Below are 15,873 nucleotides of genomic sequence, written 5' to 3'. Positions count from 1 at the left end.
ACTTCCCAGAACATATCTCTGTTATTTAACTCATTACCGCTTAAATTAATTTTAAAGTGCATTAATTTATGAATAACAAGGTTAAAACCATAATTAACCGTTAAAAAACCAGAAAATAAATATAACTCATAAAATTAATATAATACTTAATAAAATGATTTAATATTTAAATTTAGTATTAAATGATTATTAATTTTATTTCATAATCTGGACCTAATACTCAAAAATAATGTTAGTTCCTGATTTAAAAAAAAGTATTAGAAAGGTAATTCTATGTAATTACCCTTCATGACTACTGTATTCTTGTTCCAGTTATTAATGACACCCAACGTATTTTTAGAGCTTATCGCATCGGCATCATACCATTTTCCATCTATCCATAACTGTGCCCAGACATGTCCATAGACATTTCCACTTGTAAAGTTACAAGTTCCATGCATATATCTTGCTGGAATTCCCGCTGCTCTTGCCAGTGCAATCAACAAATGCGAGTGGTCAACACAATTTCCTTCTCTGTTCAGGTATGTGTTCACCGCCCCGTATTTGGTATTGTAGTAAAAGGAATAGCTCAAATTATCCCTTACCCAGTTAAAGATTTTTAAACCTTTATCATAGGTTGAACTTGTCCCTTGTGTAAGTGAAGCTGCCAGTGCTATGATTTTAGCATTGTCTGATTGACAGTTTTTGGTAGGATTCAAATATTTTTCAAGATCTGATGGTATGGAAGTTTCCTTCCAAATGTTCATTGTAACATAGTTTGGTAACCGGTTATTACTATTGTAAAAGCCCAATATCTTGGAATACATATAAATGGCTGATTCATATCCAATATTTCCTAAAGAACTTGATGCATGATTTGGTGCAGCACCATTTGAGTCTATATAAGACTTAATTCTTTGAGCAATATTTAGATATTCTGATAAGGTTATTTCCCCTATTACAGTGCTTTCAGTTGGATCTGAAGGTGAATCGACATTTTTAAGTGTTAATGAGGTTTTAATACTGCTGTTCAACTGAAGTACACTTAAAGTCATCAACCTTAACATTTCAGGCATTAAAACCTGCTTTGTACCGATTGTAACATAATTTGGTAGTCTGTGGTTTGTTTCAATGTATGATTTGATACTTGCTGCTGCGCTTTGAATTTGACTTATGGTGAATTTAATTGTACTATCACCTTGATTGAAGAAATCCTCCTCAATCAACCCATATCTGAATAATGCATATCCAGATGCTTTATTATTGATTGCTGCTGCTATGTCTTCATTTAATTCATTTGCAGGTATCTGGGTTAGATCATTGTCTGAACGGTAGGTTTGAAGTCCTGCAACCACCGGTTTTCCCCCAGAATGTTCAACAATCCATTTTGTTGTTGTACCAATCCAGGCAGAATCCTTTTTATAATTTCCCTTGTAAATCATTGGAACAAGGAAATCAAGGTATTGTGCAAGTTTTGTGTAGTCCTGTCCGTAGTATTTCGCGTTTGTGGAACATTCAGGCATTAAAGCCGCTGAAATTGCCACTTTAGGCTTAATTGCTTTCACAGCAACATTTACCCTCTGAACAAATGAGGTTATTGCTTCTGTTCCTCCCGGATGTAGATAGGCGGCATTATCGCCGGATCCGGAATAACGAATGTAATCAAGATGGATTCCATCAATGCCATAATTTTTTACTATATCAGTGATTGATTTTATTAATCCATCCACATATGCAGTGCTTTGGCCGGTTTTTGTTTCATATTTGTATGTGGTGGTGTATTGAGTTTTATATAGCCATTTGTAATTCCACTTGTACTTCCATTTGTACTTCCATTTGCCTTTATATTTATACCAATATTTATACCAGGTTTTATACCAGGATTTTTTGTAAGCTACCTTAGTAGCTACTGTATATGGAACTTTTACTGTATAACTGAATTTTCCCTGTGGATCTATCCAGTTTCCATTCGAATCCTTGAAGCATGTGATCCATGCATGTACTCTTGCATTGGTATTTGTGCTTTTGAGTTTATCTAAAAGTGCTTTTAGCACGTTTTGGTATGTTGGTGTCGTGAGTATGTTAGCTTTAATGAATATATCAGTAATCCCTGCTTTTTTGATCTCATCTATATCTAATTTGTTCACATCTTCGGCTTTTAGCCATATCCCGTGAACATTTTTATATATTTCATCTCCTGCGGCGTCGTTAGAATCTTGAACGTTAGTTAAATTAGTGCTGTTATGTGTATTTTGTGTTTCTTGGCTTGAATTTGAAGTATTCTCAGATATCTGTAGATTTTCCTCTGTTAAGTTACTTACAGGTTCTGTTGTATTGTTTTCCACAACTCCTGTAGTATTTTGAATATTCTCATCATTTTGAGTTTCTAATAGGTTTTCCTGTACAATATTTGAGTTTATGTTTGTTTCTGGATTCTGTGAATTTTCTGTGGCGGCATATATATCTGTTACATTAAGCAATGCCCCGCTCAATAAGAGGAGCATCACAAGCAACAAAAGTCGCTTCATTAATATTGCCTCCCAGTTTTTCCAGATGTCAGTCACACCGATTTGGAGTTATTGACATAATATGATCGTTGTGGGAGACATATAAATCTTTTGATTTAAATTTCTAGAAAAGAGTAATTAAGTATTCTTTTTTTATTTAAGGCGCTGAAAAAAACATTTAAAAAGTAGTTATTCTATTTATTATAATTATTTAAGATTTTTATTCAGTTATTATAAACTCTTTAATTGAAATATGTATTAATTAGTCTTCATTTAATATTTATTATAAAATATATAAAATTTAATAAAAAAAGAAATTTTTCTCAAATTCATATAGAATTTGAGTATTTTTTGTTCTATTGCTTCCAATTTTCTATCTTTCCTATGATCTTTTCAGTTTCAGGCCGGCCAATCAGGCACATAAGCCCCTATTCCATATCTGAAAAGTACAAATCCATCTGCACCGCCTGATTCTGCTGCTTGTGCATCTGCATCCAATTCCTCATTTGATAAAACCCTGGTGTCACTGTCTGACCAGTATGTTGTTAAACCTGAGTATACTGGCTTTCCTTTTGCTTGAGCAACTATGTAACTTGTAACACTTGTAATCCATGCATTATTTGCATTGTAATTTCCTTCATAAGCCATAGGTACAAAGAAGTCAAGATAGTCGGCAAGTTTTGTGTAGTCCTGTCCATAGTACTTTGCGTTTGTGGAGCATTCAGGCATTACTGCTGCTGAAAGGAGTATTCCAGGTTCAATAGATTTAATGGCAGCATTGACTCTGCTAACAAATCCAGTAACCGCATTTATTGCTGCAACCTCTCCTCCGGGTTCCTGATATGCAGCATGATTTTTACTTGCCACTCCTGAATATCTAACGTAATCAAGATGAATTCCATCAACCTTGTAGTTAATAGTTATTGCTTTAATATAATCAACTAGATAATTGTTGAAGTTCTGACTGTATCCTTTTTCTGTGACGTAACTGTAAACTGGCTGATATATCCATCCTTTTCTCCATCTGTATCTAATAACTTTTATCCACTTGTATTTCCATCTTTTACCGATTTTTTTCCATTTTACTTTCTTCCAGACTTTATATGCTACTTTCTTTTTGCCCCAGTACTTAATTGTTTTAACATAGACTTTTTTGGTGTAACTGTAGTAACCTGATGGATCTACAAAATTACCATTAGAATCTTTAAAACAAACTATCCATGCGTGGACCTTTATTCCTGCTGGTTGAAATTTACTTATTGCTAGCTGTAATTCATTGAGATAAGATTTACCTGTGGTTCCCCTTGTTAAAACAAATAAATCGGTGATTCCTTTATTAGAAAGATCTGTAACATCAGCCCCCGCAACAGCAGATCCCCACATCCAGTACGCTTTCATTAAAGGAACAACAGTAAAAGTGCTTGTATAAAATTCTACTCCGTTACCTGATAAGTCCTTTACACTATTTTCATTAAAAAGTACAGTATATTCAACACCTCTGGCTAAACTGCTGACAGGAGTTATTGTTAATATGTTATCACTGATTGATGTAGTTATAGGAATTAGTGCTCCTGTACTGTTTCTAAGCTCAATAGTTGTATTTCCTTCCTGTATAGGTTCACTGAAAGTAACATTAATTACCGTATCAACAGGGACATTGACAGAATTATTCGCTGGATTTATACCTTCAATAGTTGGCGCGATGCTATCCAATGAAGTGTCTGTTGAACAAGTTGATCCATCCTCAGCAGATACGCTTCCAATTATTGTAAAAACCACGAATATAAAAAAGCATGTGGCTAAAATTTGTCGTTTAATCTTATCGCCCCCAATTTATTCCAAAAAAAATATGATTAATGGAATTTAGACATAATATAATAATTTAAGTAGAGTATATATAATTTTTGATTCTAAATTCATAATAAAACACTATTAATGTCCTTTATTCTATTTAGAGTCATTATAGATTAATTTATAGAGAGATATTTAAAATTTATCGTCTTATCAATCATTTTAAATGGTTAATACAGTATTAATATTTATTTACAAATCATATTTCAATTTTGAGTTTAATTATCAGGATTTATGCTCTATATAATATCATTCATCGGATTTTATGCTTGTACTAACTCGTTTAATTAAATATCCTAAATTAATTTTTTAGCTAAAAATATCCATGTAATAAATATTTTATGTCAGTTAAAAAAGCTATTAAGCCTTAAACAGCCCTTACTTCCCTAAATCCTAACTCTTATATTTTATTAAATTTATATTTATTATACATGGAAATAGAGAATCTTAAAATGGCAGTTGAAATTCTGCAGAATAACGAAGACTTCGCTGCATTTATTCCAGAAGTTAGAAGCAATATAGTAATGGCAAAAGAAAATGCAAAGGATATTAACGATGTTGCAGGTATTCCAGGACGTATAACAACAGTGCATGGTAAACCAAGAGCTTTTATGGAACCAGAATTTGGGGTATCATCTCACATGGCCAGATTAGTCTTATCTATCATGAAACATGACCCTTCAAAGCGAAGCGCTGTGAACATCAAATTTGATAAAAAAATAATCAATATATGCGAAAAATTAGGCCTTAAAGTCTCATTTTATGATAGGAATGACGAACCCCAGCATATAAGGGAAGTTGAAGGTGGTACAATCCCATGGGGGGTTGAAGCTGCAATTAAAAGGATTGGAGATGTTCCTGATGTAATATATCATCAAGGGGCATGGGGTAAAGAGCCATCCATTTCATTAATAGGCACAGATGCAGTTGATGTAGCAAAAATGGCTGTTTGCATTTCAAAACTTTTTAATACAAATGATGGACATAAAGTTTTATTTACCTCACCTGTAGAAAAATCTCATCAAAAAAATCCGGAAATATCATGTATATTTTGCGCAATGGCTGAAGGTGACCCAGAAGTTTCAAAGAATGTGCTTTACAATGATGGAAAAAGTATGGTAATTCTTAATATAGCACCATACACCCAGGGCCATCTTTTAGTTGTTCCAACAAAACATTACACTGATTTAACTCAATTAGATCCAAATGATCTTAAAAATTTATTTGAAAATGTACAAAAAGCAATCTTACTTATAAGGGATGTTATAAAACCAGATGGAGTAAATATTGGAGTTAACCTCGGTGAAGTAGCAGGACAACACATCAAACATATTCATATCCATTTAGTACCCCGATTCAAATTTGAAACCACGTTTATAGGCGCTACAGCAAATACCAGAGTTATCAGAGAAAGTTTGGATGATACTTACTCAAAATACATGGAAAAAATTGAAATTTTAAATAAATAATAAAAATACAAGTATTGAGTTGAAATAATACATCAAATTCAAAGCTTTTGAGGGAAAATAATGAGATATAAAATGTATGATGAAATTTTAGAGCAGCCGAAAGCTTTAAAGAATACTCTAAAGGAAGAAAAATCCCATATGCGGGAAATTGCTGAGAAGTTCGAGGAATTTGAAAAGATATATCTTTTGGGATGCGGTAGTTCCCTTTCAACATGTTATTCTGCAAAAAGTGCCATTGATTTCATCTCAGACAAAAATATAGAAGTTTATACTGGCTATGAGTTTTTTTATAACAAAAAAACTGAAAATAAGAATTCAGGAGCTCTTTTAGCATCTCAATCTGGTGAAACTGCAGATACTGTAGCAGCTTTAAGAGCAGCACAGGAAAAAGATATCTATACAGTATCTATAACCAATGAAGGACAATGTACTATGATTAAAGAGGCTGACGACACTGTAGTTACAAGAGGAGGTACAGAGAAAGCTATTCTCGGAACTAAAACGTATGTAACACAGCTTATGAGCCTTTATGAAATTTTATTCAGCATGAAAGGGCCTGGAGATGACACAAAAAAAGAAATTTTAAAAAACATTGAAGCACTTCCATCAATCAGTGAAGGTTTAATTAAAAAAACTGAAGAGGAAAACATGGAACTGGCTGAAAAATTCAAGGATGATGAGATATTTTATTGTATGGGAAGCGGGCCAAATTATGGACTGGCCTACAAACTTGCAATGACCATGTTCATGGAAGGAGCTCTTAAGCATGCATGTCCCCTATATTCTGGAGAATTCAGGCATGGATTAATTGAAAGAGCTGAAAAAGATGTTCCAGTTGTATTTTTAAATGCTGATTATCCTGGAGATGAAATGACCATAAGATCTATTGAATTCTGTGAAAAGCTCCAGACCAAATCTCTTATTTATAATATGAAAGATTATTCAGACATGAACCCATTGATGTCTCCTTTTGCACTCGTAATTCCGCTTGAATGGTTTATTTATTATCTTGCACATTTCAACGGTGAAGATCCTGGTGCTACAAGACATATTGGGAAAGTAAGGTACTGAAAATAACCCTCTAAACTAAAATTTATTATTTATATTCAAATTATTAAAACTAAAAATCCTGAATCAACCATAAATACAATAAACTAGTCAACAGGGACCTCATATTTAACTCTTCTAACTTTTTTAGGCATTTTAACAGTTAATACACCATCTTCAAGGTCAGCTGATGATTCTTCCACTACAATCCTCTTTGGAAGCACTATTTCTTTCTTTAATTTATTATTAAGTCCTCTGTACTTTATTACTGTATCTGTTTCAACATGGCCTACTTTAATTTTAAGCTTTTTTTCAGTTAAATCTATGTCTATATCTTCTTTAGGGACTCCTGGAAGTTTTATACGGGCTATTAAATCTTTTGAGGTTTCTATTAACTCATTTTCAGGAGTACCCGAATAATTATCAATTTTTTTCTCCAGTTCTCTGGATAAGCCCCTGGCTACGTTTTTAATAATATCCAAAGCGAAATCAACTGTAAAATAAATTATTTTTTCATGATCAAATTTTCTGGGCTTTTTATCCATCTTTTTCCTCCCGATCCAAATATAAACTGTAAATTAAGAAATTCTTAGCTAAAATTAAAAAATAATAATAAAAATAAATTTCTGTAATTAAAAAATTAATTTAATATTTAATGAATTTAAGGAAAAATATAGAAATATTTTTATTCTACTGATAATGTATGTCTTTTCTTTTCTTCTTTTGGAATGGTAACTGTTAAAACACCGTTATCAAATTTAGCACTTGCTTCTTCGATTTTGACCATTTGTGGCAAACTAATTGATCTTTTAGATTCTCCATATCTTCTTTCTTTTTTAATGAAATTATCACCCTTAAACTCTGATTCATCTTCAAATATGGCCATTATTTCCAGTGAATCCTCTGTAAGGTCAATTACAATATCTTCTTTCTTTACACCTGGAAGATCTGCCTTTACCACAATGTCATTTTCAGTCTCTACCACATCCATTGCTAATTTTGCAGATGAAGCTGTGTATTCAGACATTGCCTTTTCAAAATCACCCTGCTTTTCACGGAATGTACTTATCATATCTTCAAAGATCTTTTGGGCGGTCATCTTACCTTTTTCTAATCTTTTCTCGACTGGTGCTGCTTCTTCAGTAGTAGTTTCTTCTGTTTCAACTGGGACTTCTTCAACCTCTTTTTCCATTTTAACTTCTTTTCCTTCACCCTTTTCCATTTCTAATTCTTTCTTAGTTTTAATTACCTTTTTTTCCATAATTAAATTCCCTCCAAATATTCCATATCTGGGGTTCAGAAAAATCCTCAAAAAATTTATAATGAATTTTTTGGGAGCCTACAAAATTTACAATTTTGTGGCGGAGAAAACAGAGCTTACAAACACAAAGTGTTTGTGCTCTGAAATTCTACGAATTTCGAGAGTTTTCTCCAGTTAGAAAAATACTAAGTATTTTCTAAAATCATTTAGGATTTTTTTAGAACCTCAAATTTTTTTTAAAATTTTGTGCCGCCGAACACAAAGTGTTCGGGCATTGGAAATCGAAGCTGCAAAAAACAAGTTTTTTGCGCCCCAAAAATCATAGATTTTTGAGGGATTTCCAAAGGTTCGAAAACCTTTCAGGTTTTCTCAACCTCCAGTCTCTTAGTTATTAATTCTACACCAGACCCTTTTGAGGCTGAAATCATTAAAGATTCATCTAATTTACTAATATATTTCTCTAAATACTTATTATTTTCTACCAAATCCATCTTGTTAAAAACACTTATTATGGGTGTTTCAAAAATATGTTCTATTTCCTCATAAAGCCTCATCTGAGCATCAAGTGGATAACCAGAAGTTTCAGAGGCATCGAAAATGTATAAAATAACATCAGCTAAGTGTTCCAGAGCCACCATTGCCCTGAGTTCAATGTTATTCATATCTCTTACTGGCCTATCAAGAAGTCCTGGAGTATCAATAATTTGATACTTTTTCCATTTTCTTTCAAAGTGTCCTATCTGAATTCCGTGAGTGGTGAAAGGATAATCTGCAACTTTAGGCTCGGCTGGAGTAATCTGGCGAAGAAGTGTAGATTTTCCCACATTTGGAAAACCTGCTATAACCACTGTGGTAGCTTCAAAATCAATTGTAGGCATGTTTCGAAGCTTTCCCTTTACATAATTTAAAAAATCGAGTTCATCTTCAATTTGACGCACTACAGACGAGATTCTACCAAATGCTGCTTTTCTGACATTTGCCGCGTTTTCTGGTCTTGATCTTCTTACTTTAAAAACATACTCGTTTTCAAACTTGTTAATAACTCCTACAGCCCAATTTAAAGCTCCAAGAGATTTTTTAAGTTGATCAACACCTACCATAACGTCGATATAGTCCTGGTAGAACATGTGCATGCTTTCTACCTGGGGAGTTTTGTCCAGTAAGTTGTTCAAAGTATCTTTAGTAACTTGACATGCTGTTTTTATTCTTGCCTCTTCAATTCTTTTGGCTTTTTGATGACGTGGAATTTTTGATGTTCTTACTTTGTTGGCGGCTTTCTTAGCCCTGCTAAAACTTTTATCTAATATTTCGTCAGGAGTTGGTACAGTTGGAATAAACATATAATCACTTTTTGATTTAATTTAAAAATTATAAAATTGATATTTGCCTTTATAAAACCAGCAATTTTGATATTTAAGTTTAAAAATGTCATTTAAAATTTGTTATATTAATTTAAAGAATTTTCGCTATTTTTTTAAATAAATATATCATTAAAATAACATTTATGATTTATCAATGTAATTTTCAATATTTTTCAATGTTTATATTGTCGTTTATCATTTTTAAAGGACTCTAATTTTTAATTATAAACGGATTAATTAATATTAATTTGAACAAATTTATTAATATTTGTTAACATATGTATTAAAAAAATGGAGGTTTTCAATTTGACCAAAGGAGATGTTTATAAAGCTTTAAAAGAGGATCATGAAAACGTAAAGGAATTATTCAAGGAAACAATCGAGACAGGAAACACTTCAAAATTTCCGGAGATAAAAAAACAATTAGAGGCACATATGATAGGGGAAGAAAATTTCCTTTATCCTCCAATGGAATTTGTAGATGAGGAAATGGTTAAAAAAAATAAATATGAACACGATCTTGCATGGGGAAAACTTCAATATCTAGATAATGCTCGTCAGGGGGATAAAGATTGGATGGAAAATCTAAAGGAACTTAATAATATAATTTTAAAACATGTAGAACGTGAGGAAAACGAACTTTTTCCCAAAGCATCTGAAACTCTAAGCGAGGAAGCAGAAGACGATATACTGAAATTAATAGAAGAAAAAAAATCAGAAACTATCTAATATCAATTAATAGTGAGTTCATTAAAAGGTAATGAAATTCATCAAAGTTTGCCTTAGCGTTTAAATTATTCATTGAAAATTTCAGTATTAAACTTATAGATTTTAACGTCCTGATACAGCCAGCAATCTGCTGGAAGGTTAGCTTTAACACAAGTATTGTATAGAAACTCTTCTACATTCCATCCCATTTCTACAGCAACCTGAGGAAGTAAGAGACCCCTATAAGGTCCTCTTTCTATAATAAGGCCGTCTTTTCCTATTTCAATTTTATCCATATATTCTTCAGGTCTCTCCACTTCAATAAGTTGAGGTTTTGTTAATACACTTACCTCAATTTCAAGATCATTAAGTTCGCTGGAGTTTACAGGAGAAAAACGAGGATCATTTACTGCAGCAGATATTGCAACTTCAATTACAGAATTTACAAGTGGTTTAACCGGTTCAGGATATCCAATACATCCCCTGAGTAATCCATCCTTATTAAGGGTTACAAATGCCCCCATATCCTCTTTTAGAGTATTTGGAGTATCTTCAGGAACATTGATGATTTTTCTATCCTTAATATATGTTTCTATAGATTCTCTTGCAAGTTTTACCAAAAATTTTCCTTCTTCTTCTGATATCATCACTTTACCCCCTTAAAAAAATTTAAATTTAACAATTTAGCTTGATCCACCCACGGTAGCTTCGCTAACTCTTACATGAGGTCCTCCATCTCCAACTGGAGCTGCCTGACCTGCCTTTCCACAAAAGCCCACACCCATTTTGAAGTCTTTACCCAGACCGTCCACATGGTTCAGGATTTCCAGAATATTTCCGGATAAAGATACATCTCTTAATGGATCCTTTAGTTCTCCATTTTCTATTTTGAATGATTCAGCGGCATTAAATTGGAAAATACCTTTTCCTGTATCCACCTGACCGCCTCTGGATCCCTTAAGATATATGCCATCACTTATATCTTCAATTAATTCCTCAAACTCCAAATCACCCGGTTTAAGATAAGTATTACTCATTCTGACAATTGGCTGGTCTCCAACTTTAGATCTTGCATTTCCAGATGAAGATATACCAAGCTTTGAAGCAGTCTCCCTTGAACTTAAAAGAGATACCAGTTCACCATTTTTAACCAGGACATTTTCAGCTGTTTTTACTCCTTCTGCATCGTAAGGATAATAACCAAAAGCATCCATACTGGCATCATCTATTATCGTAACAAGAGATGATCCTATTTGAGTTCCCATTTTATCTTTAAGTATTGAATCATTCTGTAAAATTAAATCCGCCTCTGAAGCATGGCCTAAAGCTTCATGAATAAACACACCAGAAAGTTCACAGTCCATTACCACCGGAAATCTCCCTGAAGGTGGTGAACCTGCATCCAAAAGCCTTACCGCTTTTTCTGCTGCTTTTCTTCCAAATTTTTCAATATCTTCATTTTTCAGCACTTCGAATCCACGAGCTCCTCCAGTGCTGGTATGTCCAAACTGGATTATATTTTCTGAAGACGCTACTGCATTTAAAAACATGCCCACCCTTGATTCTTCTGTTGTTATTGAAGCTCCTTCTGTACTTAAAAAAATATTTCTTCCTTCTGCATCAACATAGCTTACTGTAGTACTAACAATCTTTGGAATTGTGGCTGCATGATTGGCTTCAGTCATGATTCCCTTTTTTTCTTCGATAGGTACATCTGCAGGCCTTATTTTTGCTTTTAATTTAACATTATCAACTTGAGGTTGAACCTCAGCCAGTTCAACATCGCTTTTTAATGCGCTGGAAAGTTTCAGGGCAGTATCTATCATCTCATCCATTCTTGTAAGGTCCGTTGTGAATGCAGAGCCCCACGCCCCATCTTTCAGAATTCGAATGGCACTTCCAAAGTCAGATCCTGACCTGATTTCCTGGATTTTACCATCCTTCATTGTAATAGATGTATTCTGGCTATCGCTGACTCTAATATCAGCATAATCAACTTTATTTTCTATCTTATTAAGCATACTCTTAAATAAATCAATATCCATCTGATCTGCCATATTATCTACCTTTAATTTATTCATAACCCTTATTTTAATGTTTAATCTATTAAAAATGAAATTTAACTATAAATTTACTTATTATTTATGATCTTCTTGTAATATATCGTTATAGAATGACTAAAGTAAAAGTATATACTGAAAAAAATTAAATTATATAAAACGTTAAATCATATCTTAATAATCCAAGTAGATGTGACATTTGATAAAATTTGACTTAAAAAATTTCTGTTACTGTCCCCAATACAAAATTGGAACATAAATAAAAGATTTATGCAGAAAATGGAACTAATTTTATCATTTTATTTAAATTTATAAATTTATAGCCCTCAAACATATGTATTTGGGGAATACATTTGTTTTTGAAAACAAGGGATGTGTTTAAATGAAGACCATTAAAGAAATCAACCAAAAAATCGAAAATGGAAATGCTGTTGTTTTAACTGCAGCAGAGATGACAGAATATGTCAGGGAAAACGGCTCAAAAGCTGCGGCAGAGGAAGTTGATGTTGTAACTACAGGTACTTTTGGTGCGATGTGTTCTTCAGGAGCATTTTTAAACTTCGGTCATTCAGATCCCCCTATTAAAATGAACAGGACATTTTTAAACAATGTCGAAGCTTATTCAGGGCTTGCAGCTGTTGATGCATACATAGGAGCTACTCAATTAAACAGAAATCCCCAAATAGGCATGGAATATGGTGGAGCACACCTGATTGAAGATATTATAAAAGGTAAGGAAATTGAACTAGTTGTGGAAGCATATGGAACAGACTGTTATCCAAGAAAAGAAATAGAAACCATTATTGATATAGATAAATTGAACCAGGCCACAATGGTAAACCCCAGAAACTGTTATCAAAACTATGCTGTTGCCACCAACTCAACAGATGAAACCCTTTACACATATATGGGAACTCTACTTCCTAATTTTGGAAATGTGAGCTATTCAAGCGCTGGTCAATTAAGTCCTCTCCTTAATGATCCATATTTTGAAACAATAGGATTAGGAACAAGAATATTCCTCTGTGGAGGCGAAGGATATGTACTTGGAGAGGGAACCCAACATTCCACAGAAGGAGAACGTAGAAATGGCGTGCCTGTTGGCTCTGCTGGAACATTAATGCTCATGGGTGACATGAAAAAGATGAGCAGCGATTTTGTTAGAGGAGCCACAATGCAAAATTACGGACCAACACTCTATGTTGGGGCTGGAATACCAATCCCTATCTTAAATGAGGATATAGCCAAAAGAACAGCGGTGAGTGATGAAGATATAATCTGTAATGTTATAGATTACGGAGTTCCAAGACGGAGCCGTCCAGTTATAAAAGAAACCAATTACAAAGAACTTAAAACAGGGAAAATCGAAATTAATGGCATGGAAATTAAAACATCTCCACTTTCATCTTATAAAAAGGCTGAAGAAGTAGCTAATGAACTTAAAAGCTGGATAAATAATGGAAAATTCTTCCTAACAGAACCAGTTAATCGTGTGCCCTCTAAAGGATATACAGTTAAACCTCTTGAAATTAAGAAGCCATCCATTCTTATAAAAAACATTGAAAGCAAACCAGTGATAATTGCACATCCTACAGAGGAAATAAGCGATGTTGCCAAAAAATTAGTACAAAATAACATTAATCACCTGCCTGTTGTGGATAATGAAGGCAAATTAATGGGTATTGTGACATCCTGGGATATAGCAAACGCTATTGCCAAAGGCAAAGTAAAATTAAATGATGTAATGACTAAAAAAGTAATAATAGCAAGAGAAGATGAGCCTGTAGATGTTATTGCACGTAGAATAGATAAATATGAGATTTCAGGGCTTCCAATTATTGACAAAAACAATAAAGTTAAAGGAATGATTACAGCAGAAGATATTTCCCGTTTAATTGGTGAAACCGCAGAAAATAATGATGAGGTGTCTTTATGAGAGTATGGTTAAAGTTTTCACCAGATATAGTGAATAAATCCATTATTTCAGATGCAATGAAGAAATACAATATAAGTTTCAACATATTAAGAGCAAATATAACTCCAAAGGGTGGTAAGGCACTCATTGAACTTGAAGGTGACGAAGTTGATGAGGGCATTAAGTACATGGAAAATCAGGGGATACGGGTTGATCCAGTTAAAAAAGTTTTAAAAAGAGATGAAGAAAAATGCGTTGATTGCGGAGCATGTGTTTCATTGTGTCCTGTTAAAGCAATCTGCATCAAAGAAGACTGGAGTGTAGGGATAGATAATCAATTATGCATCGGATGTGGATTCTGCACCGGCTCATGCCCTATGAGGGCCATAACTATTGTGGAATGATTATTTCCTTTTTTATTTGGGCATTTTCACAAATTGATTATTATCAAATATCCAAATAGGATAATCTCCTTTTTTTATTAGAATATAATATAATAAGTAGATATCCAAATGTACGTTGGCCAAGTAAAATTTAACATTTATTAAACCATCAAGAGCTTTCTCAATTTCATTAACAGCATCCCCATGAAAGCCTTCTATTTTTACATATTCAATATCCTCATCAGAGCATTCAGGAACTTTTTCAAAAGTGTGCTGATACAAAACAATGCATCTACTGCATTCACTTTCCACCATTGCTTTTAGTGTTATGCTTTCATCATGGGCTGTAGTCACAAGCGTGCATTCCATTTTCATCACCATTTCTTTTTATGTATTTTAAGATATTTATAACCATAAACAAAAAGAATTACATTTAAAACTGTATGAGTTCTATTTAAGCTAAAAATACTAAAATGGCTTTCTGAATAAATATATTCTAAAGATCAATAGCCTAATATACTCTTTTTAATGGAATATTTAGAAAATTTTAAGTCAATCTTACAACAAATTATTATTAATTTACAATTAGGAGGAAGGCCATTTGAAAAAATTTATTCCTTTAGCTTTGATTATTATTGCAATCATAGCAGTATCTGGATGTATAGGTCAAAACATTACCGGATCTGGAAAAATAGTAAATGAATCACGTAATGTAGGCTCTTTTAACCAAATTGAACTTAATGGTGCTGGTGAACTTATTATAACTCAGGGAAACAGGGAATCTCTAACAGTTCAGGCTGACGACAACCTTATGCCTTACATTAAGACCAGCGTTAACAACAATAAATTAACCATAAACTTTGATAATGCCCTGCCTTTACCCAGACAACCCGTTAAAATCTATTTAACAGTGCGAGATATAAACTCCATCAATACATCAGGAAGTGGAAAAATTAATTCCAACAGTTTAAGGGCTAATAATTTAGCCATTAGCATGAATGGGGCTGGTGAAGGTAATTTAGCCAATTTAAATACTCAGACACTTAAAATAGTGATATCCGGTGCGGGAAGAATGACCATTTCAGGTAATGTCAACGAACAGAATATAGATATCTCTGGAGCAGGAGAATACAATGCCGCCAACTTAAACAGTAAAATAACAACCTTATCAATCAACGGAGCTGGAAGGGGAACCGTAAGAGTATCAGATCTACTGAATGCAATGATAAATGGTGGTGGAGAAATAAAATACATCGGTAATCCAAGAGTAGTTCAGCAGGTAAACGGTGCTGGAAATATTGAGCAAATACAGGGATGAAATTTAGTGTAAAT

The 15,873-nt window shown here is 33.3% G+C and carries 14 protein-coding genes; 6 read left to right on the top strand and 8 right to left on the bottom strand.

The window, feature by feature from the left end; translation table 11 throughout:
* Positions 1-257: 257 nt before the first annotated feature.
* Both QMD61_06085 and QMD61_06080 read right to left on the bottom strand, forming a co-directional pair.
* Positions 258-2,507 (bottom strand): transglutaminase domain-containing protein, encoded by a 2,250-nt coding sequence (locus QMD61_06085; protein MDI6724197.1) that lies wholly within the window; start codon positions 2,505-2,507, stop codon positions 258-260.
* A gap of 378 nt (positions 2,508-2,885) precedes the next feature.
* On the bottom strand, positions 2,886-4,265 hold the full coding sequence (locus QMD61_06080; protein ID MDI6724196.1) for an Ig-like domain-containing protein: 1,380 nt from the start codon (positions 4,263-4,265) through the stop codon (positions 2,886-2,888).
* Between the two features lie 524 nt (positions 4,266-4,789).
* On the opposite strand from QMD61_06080, the gene QMD61_06075 reads away from it, so the two are divergent.
* Both QMD61_06075 and QMD61_06070 read left to right on the top strand, forming a co-directional pair.
* Positions 4,790-5,806: a thiamine-phosphate synthase family protein gene (locus QMD61_06075; protein MDI6724195.1), complete on the top strand. Its 1,017-nt coding sequence runs from the start codon at positions 4,790-4,792 to the stop codon at positions 5,804-5,806.
* Between the two features lie 60 nt (positions 5,807-5,866).
* Positions 5,867-6,877: an SIS domain-containing protein gene (locus tag QMD61_06070; GenBank protein MDI6724194.1), complete on the top strand. Its 1,011-nt coding sequence runs from the start codon at positions 5,867-5,869 to the stop codon at positions 6,875-6,877.
* 83 nt (positions 6,878-6,960) lie between these two features.
* On the opposite strand, the gene QMD61_06065 is transcribed toward QMD61_06070, so the two are convergent.
* The 3 genes from QMD61_06065 to QMD61_06055 all read right to left on the bottom strand — a co-directional run bounded on the left by QMD61_06065 (position 6,961) and on the right by QMD61_06055 (position 9,454).
* On the bottom strand, positions 6,961-7,398 hold the full coding sequence (locus QMD61_06065) for an Hsp20/alpha crystallin family protein (GenBank protein ID MDI6724193.1): 438 nt from the start codon (positions 7,396-7,398) through the stop codon (positions 6,961-6,963).
* 140 nt (positions 7,399-7,538) lie between these two features.
* Entirely contained in the window at positions 7,539-8,114 is a 576-nt protein-coding gene (locus QMD61_06060; protein ID MDI6724192.1) for an Hsp20/alpha crystallin family protein, read from the bottom strand.
* A 359-nt stretch (positions 8,115-8,473) separates the two neighbouring features.
* Positions 8,474-9,454 carry an NOG1 family protein gene (locus QMD61_06055; GenBank protein MDI6724191.1) on the bottom strand — a complete coding sequence of 327 codons (981 nt, stop codon included), beginning with the start codon at positions 9,452-9,454 and terminating at the stop codon, positions 8,474-8,476.
* A 327-nt stretch (positions 9,455-9,781) separates the two neighbouring features.
* Here QMD61_06055 and QMD61_06050 point away from each other — a divergent pair, with 327 nt between their 5' ends.
* Entirely contained in the window at positions 9,782-10,204 is a 423-nt protein-coding gene (locus QMD61_06050) for a hemerythrin domain-containing protein (GenBank protein ID MDI6724190.1), read from the top strand.
* Positions 10,205-10,269: 65 nt separating this feature from the next.
* On the opposite strand, the gene QMD61_06045 is transcribed toward QMD61_06050, so the two are convergent.
* Positions 10,270-10,830 carry a TIGR00296 family protein gene (locus QMD61_06045; protein MDI6724189.1) on the bottom strand — a complete coding sequence of 187 codons (561 nt, stop codon included), beginning with the start codon at positions 10,828-10,830 and terminating at the stop codon, positions 10,270-10,272.
* Positions 10,831-10,866: 36 nt separating this feature from the next.
* Complete coding sequence (locus tag QMD61_06040) at positions 10,867-12,240, bottom strand: TldD/PmbA family protein (GenBank protein MDI6724188.1); 1,374 nt, start codon at positions 12,238-12,240, stop codon at positions 10,867-10,869.
* Between the two features lie 385 nt (positions 12,241-12,625).
* Here QMD61_06040 and QMD61_06035 point away from each other — a divergent pair, with 385 nt between their 5' ends.
* Positions 12,626-14,179 carry a homocysteine biosynthesis protein gene (locus QMD61_06035; protein MDI6724187.1) on the top strand — a complete coding sequence of 518 codons (1,554 nt, stop codon included), beginning with the start codon at positions 12,626-12,628 and terminating at the stop codon, positions 14,177-14,179.
* On the top strand, positions 14,176-14,562 hold the full coding sequence (locus QMD61_06030) for a 4Fe-4S binding protein (protein MDI6724186.1): 387 nt from the start codon (positions 14,176-14,178) through the stop codon (positions 14,560-14,562). The genes QMD61_06035 and QMD61_06030 overlap by 4 nt, the downstream gene beginning before the upstream one ends.
* 12 nt (positions 14,563-14,574) lie before the next feature.
* Here the strand turns inward: QMD61_06030 and QMD61_06025 are convergent, their stop codons facing one another.
* A complete protein-coding gene (locus tag QMD61_06025; protein MDI6724185.1) occupies positions 14,575-14,910 on the bottom strand; it encodes a hypothetical protein in 336 nt (111 codons plus the stop codon).
* Between the two features lie 232 nt (positions 14,911-15,142).
* On the opposite strand from QMD61_06025, the gene QMD61_06020 reads away from it, so the two are divergent.
* Positions 15,143-15,859 (top strand): head GIN domain-containing protein, encoded by a 717-nt coding sequence (locus QMD61_06020; protein ID MDI6724184.1) that lies wholly within the window; start codon positions 15,143-15,145, stop codon positions 15,857-15,859.
* Positions 15,860-15,873 lie beyond the last annotated feature (14 nt).

Source organism: Methanobacterium sp., assembly GCA_030017655.1.
Taxonomy (GTDB): domain Archaea; phylum Methanobacteriota; class Methanobacteria; order Methanobacteriales; family Methanobacteriaceae; genus Methanobacterium_D.
Note: the sequence above shows the minus strand (reverse complement) of the source record. Positions and strands in the feature narration are given on the sequence as shown.